The 13,181-nt window shown below is 34.0% G+C and carries 12 protein-coding genes; 8 read left to right on the forward strand and 4 right to left on the reverse strand.

What is annotated here, in order from left to right; all coding sequences use genetic code 11:
* Nucleotides 1-204, reverse strand: a 204-nt coding sequence (locus L866_RS0106965; protein ID WP_025730471.1) for a hypothetical protein, incomplete at its 3' end; no start/stop codon positions are given.
* Between the two features lie 63 nt (nucleotides 205-267).
* Nucleotides 268-1,239 (reverse strand): ferrochelatase, encoded by a 972-nt coding sequence (gene hemH / locus L866_RS0106970; RefSeq protein ID WP_025730473.1) that lies wholly within the window; start codon nucleotides 1,237-1,239, stop codon nucleotides 268-270.
* 295 nt (nucleotides 1,240-1,534) lie between these two features.
* On the opposite strand from hemH, the gene L866_RS0106975 reads away from it, so the two are divergent.
* The 4 genes from L866_RS0106975 to cydC are packed head-to-tail and all read left to right on the forward strand — an operon-like array spanning nucleotide 1,535 to nucleotide 7,476.
* Nucleotides 1,535-2,968 carry a cytochrome ubiquinol oxidase subunit I gene (locus L866_RS0106975; protein WP_025730476.1) on the forward strand — a complete coding sequence of 478 codons (1,434 nt, stop codon included), beginning with the start codon at nucleotides 1,535-1,537 and terminating at the stop codon, nucleotides 2,966-2,968.
* Between the two features lie 2 nt (nucleotides 2,969-2,970).
* Nucleotides 2,971-3,984: a cytochrome d ubiquinol oxidase subunit II gene (gene cydB / locus L866_RS0106980; RefSeq protein WP_025730478.1), complete on the forward strand. Its 1,014-nt coding sequence runs from the start codon at nucleotides 2,971-2,973 to the stop codon at nucleotides 3,982-3,984.
* The gene (gene cydD, locus L866_RS0106985; RefSeq protein WP_025730480.1) at nucleotides 3,984-5,717 is read left to right on the forward strand and encodes a thiol reductant ABC exporter subunit CydD; all 1,734 of its coding nucleotides are present in this window, start codon (nucleotides 3,984-3,986) and stop codon (nucleotides 5,715-5,717) included. The genes cydB and cydD overlap by 1 nt, the downstream gene beginning before the upstream one ends.
* Nucleotides 5,704-7,476 carry a thiol reductant ABC exporter subunit CydC gene (gene cydC, locus L866_RS0106990; RefSeq protein ID WP_025730482.1) on the forward strand — a complete coding sequence of 591 codons (1,773 nt, stop codon included), beginning with the start codon at nucleotides 5,704-5,706 and terminating at the stop codon, nucleotides 7,474-7,476. Before cydD ends, cydC begins: the two co-directional genes overlap by 14 nt.
* 91 nt (nucleotides 7,477-7,567) lie before the next feature.
* On the opposite strand, the gene L866_RS0106995 is transcribed toward cydC, so the two are convergent.
* Entirely contained in the window at nucleotides 7,568-8,566 is a 999-nt protein-coding gene (locus L866_RS0106995; protein ID WP_025730484.1) for a polyprenyl synthetase family protein, read from the reverse strand.
* A 143-nt stretch (nucleotides 8,567-8,709) separates the two neighbouring features.
* Between L866_RS0106995 and L866_RS0107000 the strand changes: the two genes are divergently transcribed.
* The 4 genes from L866_RS0107000 to L866_RS0107015 all read left to right on the forward strand — a co-directional run bounded on the left by L866_RS0107000 (nucleotide 8,710) and on the right by L866_RS0107015 (nucleotide 12,791).
* On the forward strand, nucleotides 8,710-9,612 hold the full coding sequence (locus tag L866_RS0107000) for a prenyltransferase (RefSeq protein ID WP_025730487.1): 903 nt from the start codon (nucleotides 8,710-8,712) through the stop codon (nucleotides 9,610-9,612).
* A gap of 211 nt (nucleotides 9,613-9,823) precedes the next feature.
* The gene (locus tag L866_RS0107005) at nucleotides 9,824-10,591 is read left to right on the forward strand and encodes a (Fe-S)-binding protein (RefSeq protein ID WP_035446369.1); all 768 of its coding nucleotides are present in this window, start codon (nucleotides 9,824-9,826) and stop codon (nucleotides 10,589-10,591) included.
* The gene (locus tag L866_RS0107010; protein ID WP_025730491.1) at nucleotides 10,592-12,100 is read left to right on the forward strand and encodes a LutB/LldF family L-lactate oxidation iron-sulfur protein; all 1,509 of its coding nucleotides are present in this window, start codon (nucleotides 10,592-10,594) and stop codon (nucleotides 12,098-12,100) included.
* A 1-nt stretch (nucleotide 12,101) separates the two neighbouring features.
* On the forward strand, nucleotides 12,102-12,791 hold the full coding sequence (locus L866_RS0107015) for a LutC/YkgG family protein (RefSeq protein ID WP_025730493.1): 690 nt from the start codon (nucleotides 12,102-12,104) through the stop codon (nucleotides 12,789-12,791).
* A 179-nt stretch (nucleotides 12,792-12,970) separates the two neighbouring features.
* On the opposite strand, the gene L866_RS09330 is transcribed toward L866_RS0107015, so the two are convergent.
* On the reverse strand, nucleotides 12,971-13,181 hold a 211-nt coding region (locus tag L866_RS09330), incomplete at its 5' end, for a transposase (protein ID WP_025730495.1).

Raw genomic sequence — 13,181 nt, forward strand, 5'->3', positions numbered from 1 at the left:
CTCAGAATAATTGTTATTGGTACCTTTTGATATTAAGGCCGAAGGCCCATGTAATCTATACTTATTAAGATACTTTCGAAAGTTTTTATCATTTAATTTTAAGCCATAATTTTCCTGTAATTCTACATAGGGTATTCCACTGATTAAATAGAGATCAATAAAATACATTAACTCATTAGCTGAATAACGTTTATTTTTACGCATGAAAAACTCCCCCTAAAATAGTTTTACTTTTTCAAGTGTCTACTTTAGGGGGAGCATATCAGATTAAGACTGCTCATTTTTTTGTATAATTTCTTTTAAAAGATAAGTTAATTCAATCGAATCATTCAATGCAGAAAGATAATAGTAATTATTACCGCCAGCTTCGATAAAATAATTACGATTTTCTTCTCCAAGTTCTTCAATTGTTTCTAAACAATCCATAACAAATCCTGGTGCAACTACTAGTATATTTTTAATTTCTTGTTCAGGAAGCGATTTCAAATATGCCTCAGTTGAAGGGGATAACCACTCATCGTTTCCAAAATGAGATTGAAAAGTATTTTCATAAGTCATAGTTGGATATTCGGTCAAAACATCTTGCATAATGTATTCGGTCGATTGGATACATTCATTAGGGTATGGATCGCCTTGATTCACATACTCCACAGGAATACCGTGATAAGAAAAGACGATATGTTGAATCGTATGTTGCTTTAAAAAATCTAATATTTTCTTTGAATAAATAGAATACCATGAAGGGCGTTCATAAAATGATCGAACAAAATTTAAATGAATGATTTTGTCCGAACGATAAAAATAGCGCATAACTTCGTCAAAGACACTGCCCACAGTAGTACCAGAATATTGGGGATACATTGGAATGACCGTTAAATGAGTAATATTTTCTTCTAATAGCTCGTCTAAAACACAAGGAATAGAAGGTTCACTGTATGACATAGCAGTTCGAACAATCGTTTGAGGCAACAATTGTTGTAGTGCTAGTTCTTGCTTATCCATGTAATATTTTAATGGCGAACCATGACTAGTCCAAATATTTTGATATAGGGCGGCTGATTTTTTAGGTCGAATATTCAGAATAATGCCATGCAAGATGGGTTGCCAAATAATAGGAGATTTTTTTATAACGCGTCGATCAGACAAAAATCGTTTTAAATAAAGTTTAACTGCAGAAGATGTGGGTTCTTTAGGTGTACCAATATTGACAAGTAGAACGCCTTCTTTTTTCGGTTTCATACTAAACCTCCGAGATTAAATAATATAAATAATGTAACACACTTTCCTGATTGAAAACAATAGAGTGCTATTTTTATTGAAGATTAGTGAGCACTTTAATTAGGAAAATTTATTCCGTAAATATTGTATAAAAAAGGAATTACAAATTTATCGATTTACTAGACGGATATGATATTTCAGAGTATACTTTAGTTGATATCTAGAATGGTTTTTAATTAGTCTAGATAGAAAAGTTCGACTGAATTACACTGTTTTAATGGGGTATTTAGTTAATAAAATGTAAAGGAGAGAGTTTATGTTAAATATGTTCGGTGCGTTAGATATAACGACCTTAGCTCGTTTTCAATTTGCGATGACAACAGTCTTCCATTTCTTCTTTGTTCCGTTTTCAATAGGGACAGGATTCATGGTTGCTGTAATGGAAACAATGTATGTCATCAAGAAAGACGAAAAGTACAAAAAAATGACAAAGTTTTGGGGGAATATCTTCTTACTTAGTTTTGCAGTCGGGGTAGTTACTGGTATTATTCAAGAATTTCAATTTGGTATGAACTGGTCAGAATATTCTCGCTTTGTAGGTGATATCTTTGGAGCACCTTTAGCAATCGAAGCTTTACTTGCATTTTTTATGGAATCAACATTTATTGGTTTATGGATGTTTACTTGGGATCGTGTTAAACCAGCTGTTCATGCATTATTTATTTGGTTAGTAACGATTTCATCGATGTTATCAGCATTATGGATTTTAACCGCTAATGCCTTTATGCAAAAACCGGTTGGATTTGAAGTTCGAAACGGTCGTGCGGAAATGGTAGATTTTCTAGCGTTATTAAAAAATTCAAAATTATGGTTTGAATTTAATCACGTTATTGCAGCGGCAATAGCAACGGGTGGTATTATTGTTGCTGGATTAGCTGCATTCAGATTATATAAGAATCGTGAAACACATGTCGATTTTTATAAGAAATCAATTAAGTTAGGCCTAATAGTAACCTTACTTGGCTCAGCTTTAACATTAGGTGCTGGACATGCACAAATGAAAGATTTAATTGAAACGCAACCAATGAAGTTTGCTGCAATGGAAGGCGCATACGAAGATACAGGGGAACCTGCTTCTTGGACACTAGTCGCATGGGCTAATGAGAAAGAAAACAAGCGTGTATTTGGTATTGAGATGCCTTACATGTTAAGTATTTTAGCTAATGGTAATTTATCTGGATCATTTGAAGGAATGGATACAGTTAATCAAAAAATGATTGATGCATACGGTGAAGGAGATTATTATCCCGCCGTAAATGCTATTTTTTGGAACTTTAGATTAATGGCAGGATTTGGGACATTGATGTTCATGATTGGTTTGGCGGGCGTTTTTCTAACGCGCGGTTCTGATCCTATACTTTATAAAAAGCCGTGGATGCTACAAGCATTAGGTTGGGCTACGTTCCTACCATTTATTGCTAATTCAACAGGATGGTTAATTACAGAAATGGGTCGTTATCCTTGGACCGTTTATGGCTTATTCCGTGTTGAAGATAGTGTATCACCTAATGTTTCAGTAACGTCTTTATTAATTAGTAATATTGTATACTTCATTCTATTTTCATTCTTATCTGTCGTACTTATTTATTTAGTGCGTCGTGTGATGTCTTTAGGGCCAGATTACGATAATCACCCAATGGATCAAACAGAACATGCTTTAAATGATGCTTTTAGTGAAGGGGGGCTATAAAAATGTCAGTATTACAAATAGCTTGGTTTGTATTGATTAGCGTTCTTTTTTCTGGATTCTTCTTCTTAGAAGGATTTGACTTTGGGGTCGGAATGGCTGTTCAATCACTTGCACGTAATAAACACGAAAAAGATCAGATTATTGAAACAATCGGACCAGTATGGGATGGTAACGAAGTTTGGTTACTAACAGCTGGTGGAGCAATGTTTGCATCTTTTCCATATTGGTATGCTTCATTATTTAGTGGTTATTATTTAGTTTTATTAGCCATTTTATTCGGATTAATCATTCGCGGTGTATCGTTTGAATTTCGTCATCATATGCCAGAAGATAAAAAAGAAATCTGGAATTGGACATTGTCAATAGGTAGTTTAATTGTGCCATTTTGTTTTGGGATAATGTTTATTAGTTTAATTCAAGGTATGCCACTTGATGCTAATCATAATATGTCTGCTACTTTTAGTGATTATATTAATATTTTTTCATTAGTTGGCGGTGTGGCATTAACTTTATTATGTTATTTACACGGATTAAACTACATTGGTTTGAAAACGACTGGTCCGATTAGAGAACGTGCTAATCAATATGCAAAAGTACTTTATTATGTACTTTATGCTGGTTTAGTGGTTTTCGCTGTACTTTTATACTTGATGACAGATTTCTTTGCAAATAAATTCATCATCACCTTAGCTTTAGTCGTATTAATTGTACTTCTAACAGTAGGTGCTCATGTTAGTGTTATTAATAAACGAGAAGGTTGGGCTTTTATTTTAAGTGGTTTAACGTTAATTTCTTTAGTAGCTTTATTATTTAGCGGTTTGTTCCCACGCGTATTAATTAGTTCAATTTCTCCAGATTTTGATTTACTAATTAAAGACGCAACGTCAACGTCATATACTTTAAAAACAATGAGTATGATTACGGCAACCTTGCTGCCGTTTGTATTAACATATATTTCATTCACATATTATGTGTTTAGAAAACGTGTTAAACATACGCACGTAGAGGCTAAATAGTGTTTGATAAAGCCTTGTTACGCTTATCAAATATTCAAACCATTTTAAGGTTGCTTGCAGGACTTTCCGTTTTGCAAGCAACTTTTATTATTACGCAGGCTTATGGCTTGTCAAAAGCAATCAATGGTTTGTGGCAAGGACAAACTTTGATGGCCGTAATAAATTGGATTGGATTATTCTTAGTAAGTTATGTACTACGACATGTTATCACTTATATTCAAGATCTAAAATTAGAGCAGTTTAGTGTTAATGTATCAGAAGAACTACGTGTAAAATTATTAAAAAAAATATTCCGAATGGGCCCTAAGCTTGTTGCAAGAGAAGGGACCGGTCATGTAACAACAATGGTTTTAGATGGATTAACTCAAGTCGAAAACTATTTACATTTAATTTTACCTAAAGTGATGCATTTAATGATTATTCCTTGGATTATTTTAGCGTTTGTATTTTGGATGGATATTCCCTCAGGCGGAATTTTATTAATTGTCTTTCCTATTATCATTTTGTTTATGATTATTTTAGGATTAGCCGCTAAAAGTAAAGCGGATAAACAATTTCAAGTGTTTCAAATTTTATCTAATCATTTTATTGATTCTTTAAGAGGAATTGATACCTTAAAGCGTTTAGGTGTTAGCAAAGCATACGGGAAGAATATTTTTAAAGTAAGTGAACAATTTAGAGAAGCCACCATGTCTACTTTAAGAGTGGCTATTTTATCTACTTTTGCATTGGATTTCTTTACTACGTTATCTGTTGCGATTGTTGCTTTCTTCTTAGGGTTAAGACTTTTAGAAGGGCAAGCACCATTATTTCCAGCCCTCATTGCTTTAATTTTAGCACCAGAGTATTTCTTGCCGATTCGTGATTTTTCTAATGATTATCATGCAACATTAGATGGAAAAAATGCACTTATTAATGTCTTTAATATTTTAGACTTAAAAGAGCCTAGTGTATCAACAGAGTTATTAAACTTTAGTGCGGATGAACCGGAAATTCAAATTGATGCTTTAAATTACACGTATCCTGAATCAGATGCACTGGCAATCAAAAATATTCATCTGAATGTAAAAGGGTTTAAAAAAATTGGTTTAGTAGGTATGAGCGGTAGTGGAAAATCAACATTAATTGATTTGTTAAGCGGATTTATTGAGCCTGATTATTTAGAAGCACGTGTAAATGGTACAACTATTGAAACGTTTAATAATGCTTCTTGGCAACAGCAAACAATTTATATGCCTCAACATCCCTATATTTTCAAAGCAACATTAAGAGAAAATGTGATGTTTTATGTTAAGCAAGTATCGGATGATGCTATCATTCAAGCAATTCAACAAGTTGGATTATATGAATGGTTTGAACAATTACCAAATGGGTTAGATACTATTATTGGTGAGGGTGCGAGACAAGTAAGTGGTGGTCAAGCACAACGTATCGCCTTAGCGCGAACATTTTTAGACGATCAGCGTCAAATTTTATTATTTGATGAACCGACTGCACATTTGGATATTGAAACAGAAGCGGAATTAAAAGAAGCGATGTTACCATTAATGGCGAATCGTTTAACATTTTTTGCCACTCACCGTTTGCACTGGATGCACGAAATGGACTACATTTATGTATTAGAGAATGGAGAAATAGTTGAGTCGGGCACTTTAGATGAACTCATTGAAAAACAAGGTGCATTTGTCAAATTAGCATGTTGGATTGAGGAGGACGTAAATGAAGCAGATTAAGTTATTTCAAACATTATCAGAAGATTCATGGGTACGTCCATTTTTAGCTAAATACAGACGTCCATTGTTTGTCGCAATTTTTCTTGGAGTTTGTACATTCATTTGTGCAACGAGTCTTATGTTTACGTCAGGGTATTTGATTAGCAAATCAGCGACACGACCAGAAAATATTTTGTTAATTTATATTCCAATTGTTATGACAAGAGCGTTTGGAATTGGACGTCCAGTTTTTCGCTATTTTGAACGATTAGTTAGTCATAACTGGGTATTAAAAATGACCTCTAAGTTACGATTGAGATTATATCGCTTACTTGAAATAGACGCAATATTTTTCAAACATAATCATCAAACAGGGGATATGTTAGGTTTGCTGTCAGAAGATATTAATCATATTCAAAATCTTTATCTAAGAACAATTTTCCCTACATTAGTAGCATGGTCAGTGTATGTATTAATTGTTATATTTTTAGGATTCTTCTCGATTCCATTTGCGCTGTTGATGGGTTTAATGTTACTCATGTTAATGGTTGTATTACCTATTTGGTCCATTGTCGTTAATGGTGCAAGACAAGAACAAGAGAAACAAATTAAGCGACAACTGTATACAGATTTAACAGATAACGTTTTAGGGGTATCTGATTGGATTTTTAGTGGACAAACAGATAACTACTTAAATTATCATCAACATAGTGCTAAAGCGCTTAACGACGTTCAAATGGAATTAAATGCAATTAATCGAAAACGGGTATTTATTGGTGAACTGTGGTTTGGATTAATTGCTTTATTAACGTTGATTTGGGCAGGCTTGACTTTTGGTGGGCAAGCAGGCGGAGCAGCCAACTGGATTGCAGCTTTTGTATTAGCAGTATTTCCGTTAATTGATGCGTATTTACCTTTATCATTAGCGGCTGAAGAAACTAATCGGTATAATGACTCATTAGTCCATTTAAATCGCTTAAGCGAAGGAAAAGATGATATACTCGATAACCAAGCACGCGAGTTAACACATGAGACATTAATAGCGTTGCAGGGACCTCTTACAGTTGAAGTGAAAGAGTTAGTGTTTGGTTATGATAATCAACGATTATTAGATGATTTATCCATTACACTTCATCCAGGTGAAAAAATTGCATTACTTGGACGAAGTGGTAGTGGTAAATCGACCTTAGCTTCTATTTTAAGAGGGGATTTAAAGCCACTGTCCGGAGAAGTGACAATTAACCAAGTCCCTGTTCATATGTTAGGTGATGGTATTGCTCATTACATTGGTTTTATTGAACAAAATCCACATTTGTTCCATACAACGATTGCTAATAATTTGAGATTGGCACGAGCAGATGCAACGACTACAGAAATGTGGGATGTACTTGAACGTGTGGGATTAAAGCAATTAGTGGAATCGCTCGATGATGGATTAGAGACGCTTGTTGGTGAAAGTGGTACTCGCTTTTCTGGAGGAGAGAGACATCGCTTAGCCCTTGCGCGCGTGTTATTGCAACAATCGCCAATTATTATTTTGGACGAACCAACTGTTGGTCTAGATCCTTATACGGAGCAACAATTGCTTAAAACATTTTTTGAAGTGTTGGAAAATAAAACGGTATTATGGATTACTCATCATTTACAAGGAATTGTCCACATGGATCAAGTTCTTTTTATTGAATCAGGTCACATAACAATTAATGGAACGCCAGCAGAATTAAGTCAAACGCATCCTCATTATCAACGATTGTTAGAAATGGATCGCGGTATTTATTAATTATTACTCATGAAGATTATATATTTTAAAGATAAAAAACGAACACTTTCTGATGAGACTATGCGGTCAGAAAGTGTTCGTTTTTTTAATTTTAATAAGTTCGTTCAACTAGTTGTTGAATTAAATGAATCAGTTCATTTTTGAACGAATGCTTAGGTAATTGTTGAATTAATTGAATTGCTTCATTACTATATGACCACGCCATCTCTCGAGCACGGTCAACACTGTTTGATGATTTTACAATCGCAGCAATTTGCTGAGCATTTTGTGTTGTTAAATCAGTTGTTTTGTTTAAATAAGGGGTAAGTTCCTGACGATGTGTATTCAATGCTAGTAATAAAGGAAGAGAGTATATCCCTTGGTTGACATCTTCCAAAATAGGCTTTTTCAAAGTACTTTCGTCTCCGACATAATCTAAAATATCATCACAAATTTGGAAAGTTAAACCGATTAAGCGTCCAATTTCATTTGCGATAGCAATCATGTCAGGTGATGCTCCACTAAAATAGGCACCTTCTTCACAAGAAAGAGCAAATAATGCGGCAGTTTTTCCTTCAATTGTATTTAAATATTCGTCAATGGTTGCGTTTAATTTGTAACGATGATTTAATTGATTAATTTCACCGATTAATAATTGTTTCATTACTTGAGAATTACGTTTTAAATAGGGTGTTCCTTGCATGTGATTAATTAATAAATCGAAGAACGAAGTAAATAAATAATCACCGGCATATACCGCAACATCTTTGCCGTAACGTGACTGGACTGTCTTTTGTCCACGTCGAAGAGGGGAATCGTCAATTATATCATCATGAATGAGACTAGCCATGTGTAATAGTTCAATCGATGCCGCTACTCCGATTAGTTGATTAGAATTTTTTTCGGCCGGTATCGAATGAGTCGGATTTTTAAATAATTCCGCAAATATTAAAATAAGGGCTGGGCGCAGCATTTTTCCACCGGCATTCAACAAATCGGTAAATGCTTGTTGGAGCTCTTCGTTTGGAACGACTAAAATCGATTCGATTAATTGTTGCACTGCAGTTAATTGGTCTTTTATGTGGCGATGTTGGTGCCAAAAAATAAACATAAATAGTCCTCTCATTCTGTATAAAAATAATACGTATTATTCTCATTGTAGCTATAACTGTTTAAATGTACAACTATTTTTTATTGACAACGTAAAATTGATAGTTTATGTTTATCCTATGCGTTAGAAAGGGTGATAAATATATGAAGTGGTCAGTTTTAGTGGAAGTGATTGAATTAAAAGCAAAAGTTGCTAGTATTTTTCCTTGTTTATTGGGGACATTATTTAGCTATTATTACTATCAATCAATTCATCTAAATTTACTTTTTATTTTTTTTATAGCAATGATTTTATTTAATACAGGTGTCGATGTTTTAAGTAATTATAGTGATTTTCACAAAGCATCTTTAGATCATGATTACAAATATGAAACAAACGTCATTGGAAGAGAAAATATTTCGCTTCGTAAAATTTTTGTTTTTCAATGGACAATCATTACTGTTTCAGCATGTATGGGATTATATGTAGCTAGTCAAACAGGATGGCCATTGTTAATTATGGGACTATATTGCTATACAGTAGGAATATTCTATTCATCTGGACCAAAGCCTATATCTAGTATGCCTTTAGGAGAAATTTTCTCTGGTTTTACAATGGGCTTTATGATTCCGTTGATTAGTGTATATATTAATACTTATGAAAAATTTAGTTGGTCAATTGACACTATAAGTGCTATTTTTGTATTATCGTTAGTCTATATATGTTTTATTGCTAATATTATGTTAGCCAATAATATTTGTGATTTAGAAGAGGATCGAATTAATCGCCGATTTACATTAGTTCATTATATTGGAAGAGATCGCGCTAAAAAATTATTTGTTCTATTAATAGCGATTGCTTACGTCGGGATAACCATGTCAGTTATAATGAGATGGGCGCCATTGTTATGTTTAGGAACTTTATTCCTAATTCCATTTAGCTTTAAAAAAGCAAAAGGATTTATTGAACATCCAGTTAAGACAGAAACTTTTGTTCATTCGGTTCAAATTTTTACATTAAATGCCTTTCTATTAACCATTCTTTACACAATTGGAGTATTTATTTAGCCATTGATAAGTGAATCAATGGTTTTTTTGTGGCTTCTTTTACTTTAATTATAATGGTTATAATTTATTAATTTCTAATTGAGAAAGCAACTAAAAAGATTATATAAGTTCTAAATAAACCTTGCACGTAAATGCAATTATCTATATACTTTAATTGTAATCATTAAATTGTAAACGCTTTATAAGTTTTGGATTTATAGGAGGAGAAGAAATGAAAGTGACGATTTTTTCGACTTGCTTGATTGATTTAATGTTTCCAAATGTCGGGCAAGCCATGGTTGAAGTGTTGGAACGTTTAGGTGTTGAGACAGAATTACCAGAAAAACAAATTTGTTGTGGACAACCTACTTCGAATAGTGGATACGCTAAAGAAAGTTATCCTGTATTCAAAAATCAAATTGATGCGTTCGAAGGCGCTGACTATATAGTTGCACCTGCTGGGTCGTGTGCAGGGATGATGAAAGAGTTGCCTCATTTTTTTGAAAAAGAAGATCCCTATTATATAAAAGCAGTAGCAGTTGCAGAACGTACTTATGAATTTACACAATTTTTATATCGTGTTTTAAAAGTTAAAGATTTAGGAGCAACATTAAATAAACGTGCGACTTATCATCGCTCATGCCATATGACACGTATATTAGGAGAACGTGAGGCTCCATTTGTTCTACTAGATCACGTGAGAGGATTAGAAATGGTGCCATTACCACATATCGAAAATTGCTGTGGATTTGGTGGAACATTCTCCGTAAAAGAAAAAGAAATTTCTGAAATGATGGTCACTGAAAAAGTGAACGATGTTGTCTCAACCGGAGCAGAGATTTTAATTAGTGCAGATATGGGCTGTTTAATGAATATAGGTGGGAAATTAAATCGAGATGGTAAGGAAATTAAAGTAATGCACATTGCAGAAGTGCTAAATTCACAAGTAGATTTAAATCGTATGGATCGTCCGCAATTAGAGAAAGTGGAGGTAATCTAAATGGGTTTAAAAACAAGTACAAAACCGTATGCTGAACGTATTAAAATTAGTGCGGCTGATAAATTTATGCGTCAATCTGTTAGAAAGGCACAAGATTTACAGTGGGAAAAGCGTGAAGGCTCAAGAGAAGAATTAGGTAATTGGCAAGAATGGCGTAATATTGGAGAAAGTATTCGTCAGCATGTCGTTCAACATTTACCACATTATTTGGAAGAATTTAGTGACAATGTAGCTAAACAAGGTGGACATGTATTCTTTGCACAAACACCAGAAGAAGCGCAAGACTATGTAAAGAAAGTTATTTTAGAAAAAAATGCAAAACATGTTGTGAAATCTAAGTCAATGGTAACAACAGAAGTAGATATTGATCCGATGATTTTAGGATTAGACGGTGTGGATGTAATGGAAACTGACTTAGCAGAGTTTATTTTGCAAATGGATGATTGGGATGAACCAAGTCATATTGTTTTTCCGAGTATCCATAAAGATCGCGAACGTACGCGTCAAGTCTTTGAAAAAAAATTAGGATATACTGGAGATAATAAACCGGTTAATTTAGCTCGATTTGCTCGACAAGTAATGCGTGAATATTTCTTAAAAGCAGACGTTGGAATTACAGGGTGTAACTTTGCCATAGCAAATACTGGTCAAATTAATTTAGATACTAATGAAGGAAATGCTGATTTAACAATTAGTATTCCAAAAACACAAATAGTTTTAATGGGAATGGAACGTATTGTACCTACAATAAAAGAAGCAGAAGTATTAGATAATTTATTAGCGCGCAGCGCAGTGGGACAAAACTTAACGACATACGTTACATTTGCTGGTAAAAAAAGAGCGATGGAATCAGATGGACCAGAAGATTTTCATGTAGTCATTATTGATAACGGACGTTCTAATGCATTAGGTACAGAATTCCAGTCGGTATTACAATGTATTCGATGTGGTTCTTGTTTAAATGTGTGTCCAGTTTATCGACAAATTGGTGGACAAGGATATGGCTCAACTTATCCCGGCCCAATTGGAGCTGTTCTTTCGCCGGTATTAGGAGGCTACAAAGAATTTGGTGAATTGCCATATGCTTCTAGTTTGTGTGGAGCATGTACAGAAACATGTCCAGTTAAAATCCCACTGCATGAATTACTCATTGCGCATCGTCGTGTAATGACTAATGAGTTGAAAATGAAAAAAGGCTTTGATGATTTACAAATGCGAATGATTGGAAAAGGAACGGCTTCACCTTTCTTATTCCAAACAGCATTAAAAATGGAACATTTTGGATTAAGTATGCTACGTAAGAAACAACCAATCTCTGTAGAGAATATGTATTTACATGGCGGTTTTGTTAACAATGGTATGGGTATGGCTAAAGGATGGACAGATGTTAGAGATTTACCAATGCCACCAAAATATAAAGATAATTTCCGCGTATGGTATAAACAACATCAAAAAGATCGTGCAAATGGTATTAATGTATCCATTCATACGAAGAAAGAGGGGGAATAAGATGACTCAAACAGGACAAATTTACAATCGCGATAAATTTCTTGACCATTTAAAAAACCGTCTATCAGCTGAACCGTATGAGCCATATCAACCATTCTCTGATTTACCAGAACGACAATTAGATGAATTATCTATCGATGAATTAGTTGAAGTGGCTAAGAAACAATCTCAAAAAGTAAAAGCAGAGGTGGTTGAAACAACACACAGTCAATTAAATCAGACGATTGAACAAGTAATTCAAACGTGTGAAGCAGGACAAATCATTATTCCGAATGATAAACAATTTGATGAATATGGTGTGGAGCTTTCACCTTCTCATGCGGTATATGAATGGAAAATTGGTCCGGAGTTTCGTGATGAGAATATTACAGCAGCAGAAAAAAGTAATATTGCGATAGCATTTGCTCAATATTTTTTAGCAGAATCTGCAAGTGTGGTAGTTGAAACAACACCAGGCCAAGGACGCACCTTGCATTTCTTACCAACACATTATATTGCTATCGTACCGAAAAGTAGAATTGTAAAACGGTCAACTCAAGCGGCGGCTGCCTTTGATGCGAGAGGTAATTCAATAGGTTCTGCCATTCATTTTATTTCGGGACCATCTAATTCTGGAGATATTGAAATGCAATTAGTAACAGGATTGCACGGACCATTGCGTGTATTTTATATAATCGTTGATGATTTATAATAAAACAATGAGTTTGCTACTAAAGCTTATCAAATGAAGCAAAGTAGCAAACTTTTTTTGGCTCTTTGTCAAATAGGGTTGATGATGAGGTGAGGTAACCGTATGGTTACTTCTCCTCTTTTTTTAGATCAAAAGATAAAATAAGCAAATGATTGGATCAATTGTATTCAAAATTAGTGTTAAGAAACAGCGATTTTGGGCGGATGATTTGGCGCGTATAAACGCATCATCAATAAAATTCTATTTTTAAAGTGTGAATAATTACGGTAGCCATAAGCAGTTCGCTTAAGTACCTTGATTTTGTTGTTTAATCCTTCAATCGGCCCATTAGTCAATTGAGGATAAGCAAAAGTATTTTGAATATACGTGTTATAGTGTTTAAATGTTCTT

It is taken from the genome of Atopobacter phocae ATCC BAA-285 (assembly GCF_000526675.1).
GTDB lineage: Bacteria > Bacillota > Bacilli > Lactobacillales > Aerococcaceae > Atopobacter > Atopobacter phocae.

Coding starts and splice junctions, on each gene's coding strand:
- hemH (WP_025730473.1), bottom strand. CDS start 1,239: ATGAAACCGAAAAAAGAAGGCGTTCTACTTGTCAATATTGGTACACCT.
- L866_RS0106975 (WP_025730476.1), top strand. CDS start 1,535: ATGTTAAATATGTTCGGTGCGTTAGATATAACGACCTTAGCTCGTTTT.
- cydB (WP_025730478.1), top strand. CDS start 2,971: ATGTCAGTATTACAAATAGCTTGGTTTGTATTGATTAGCGTTCTTTTT.
- cydC (WP_025730482.1), top strand. CDS start 5,704: ATGAAGCAGATTAAGTTATTTCAAACATTATCAGAAGATTCATGGGTA.
- L866_RS0106995 (WP_025730484.1), bottom strand. CDS start 8,566: ATGTTTATTTTTTGGCACCAACATCGCCACATAAAAGACCAATTAACT.
- L866_RS0107000 (WP_025730487.1), top strand. CDS start 8,710: ATGAAGTGGTCAGTTTTAGTGGAAGTGATTGAATTAAAAGCAAAAGTT.
- L866_RS0107005 (WP_035446369.1), top strand. CDS start 9,824: ATGAAAGTGACGATTTTTTCGACTTGCTTGATTGATTTAATGTTTCCA.
- L866_RS0107010 (WP_025730491.1), top strand. CDS start 10,592: ATGGGTTTAAAAACAAGTACAAAACCGTATGCTGAACGTATTAAAATT.
- L866_RS0107015 (WP_025730493.1), top strand. CDS start 12,102: ATGACTCAAACAGGACAAATTTACAATCGCGATAAATTTCTTGACCAT.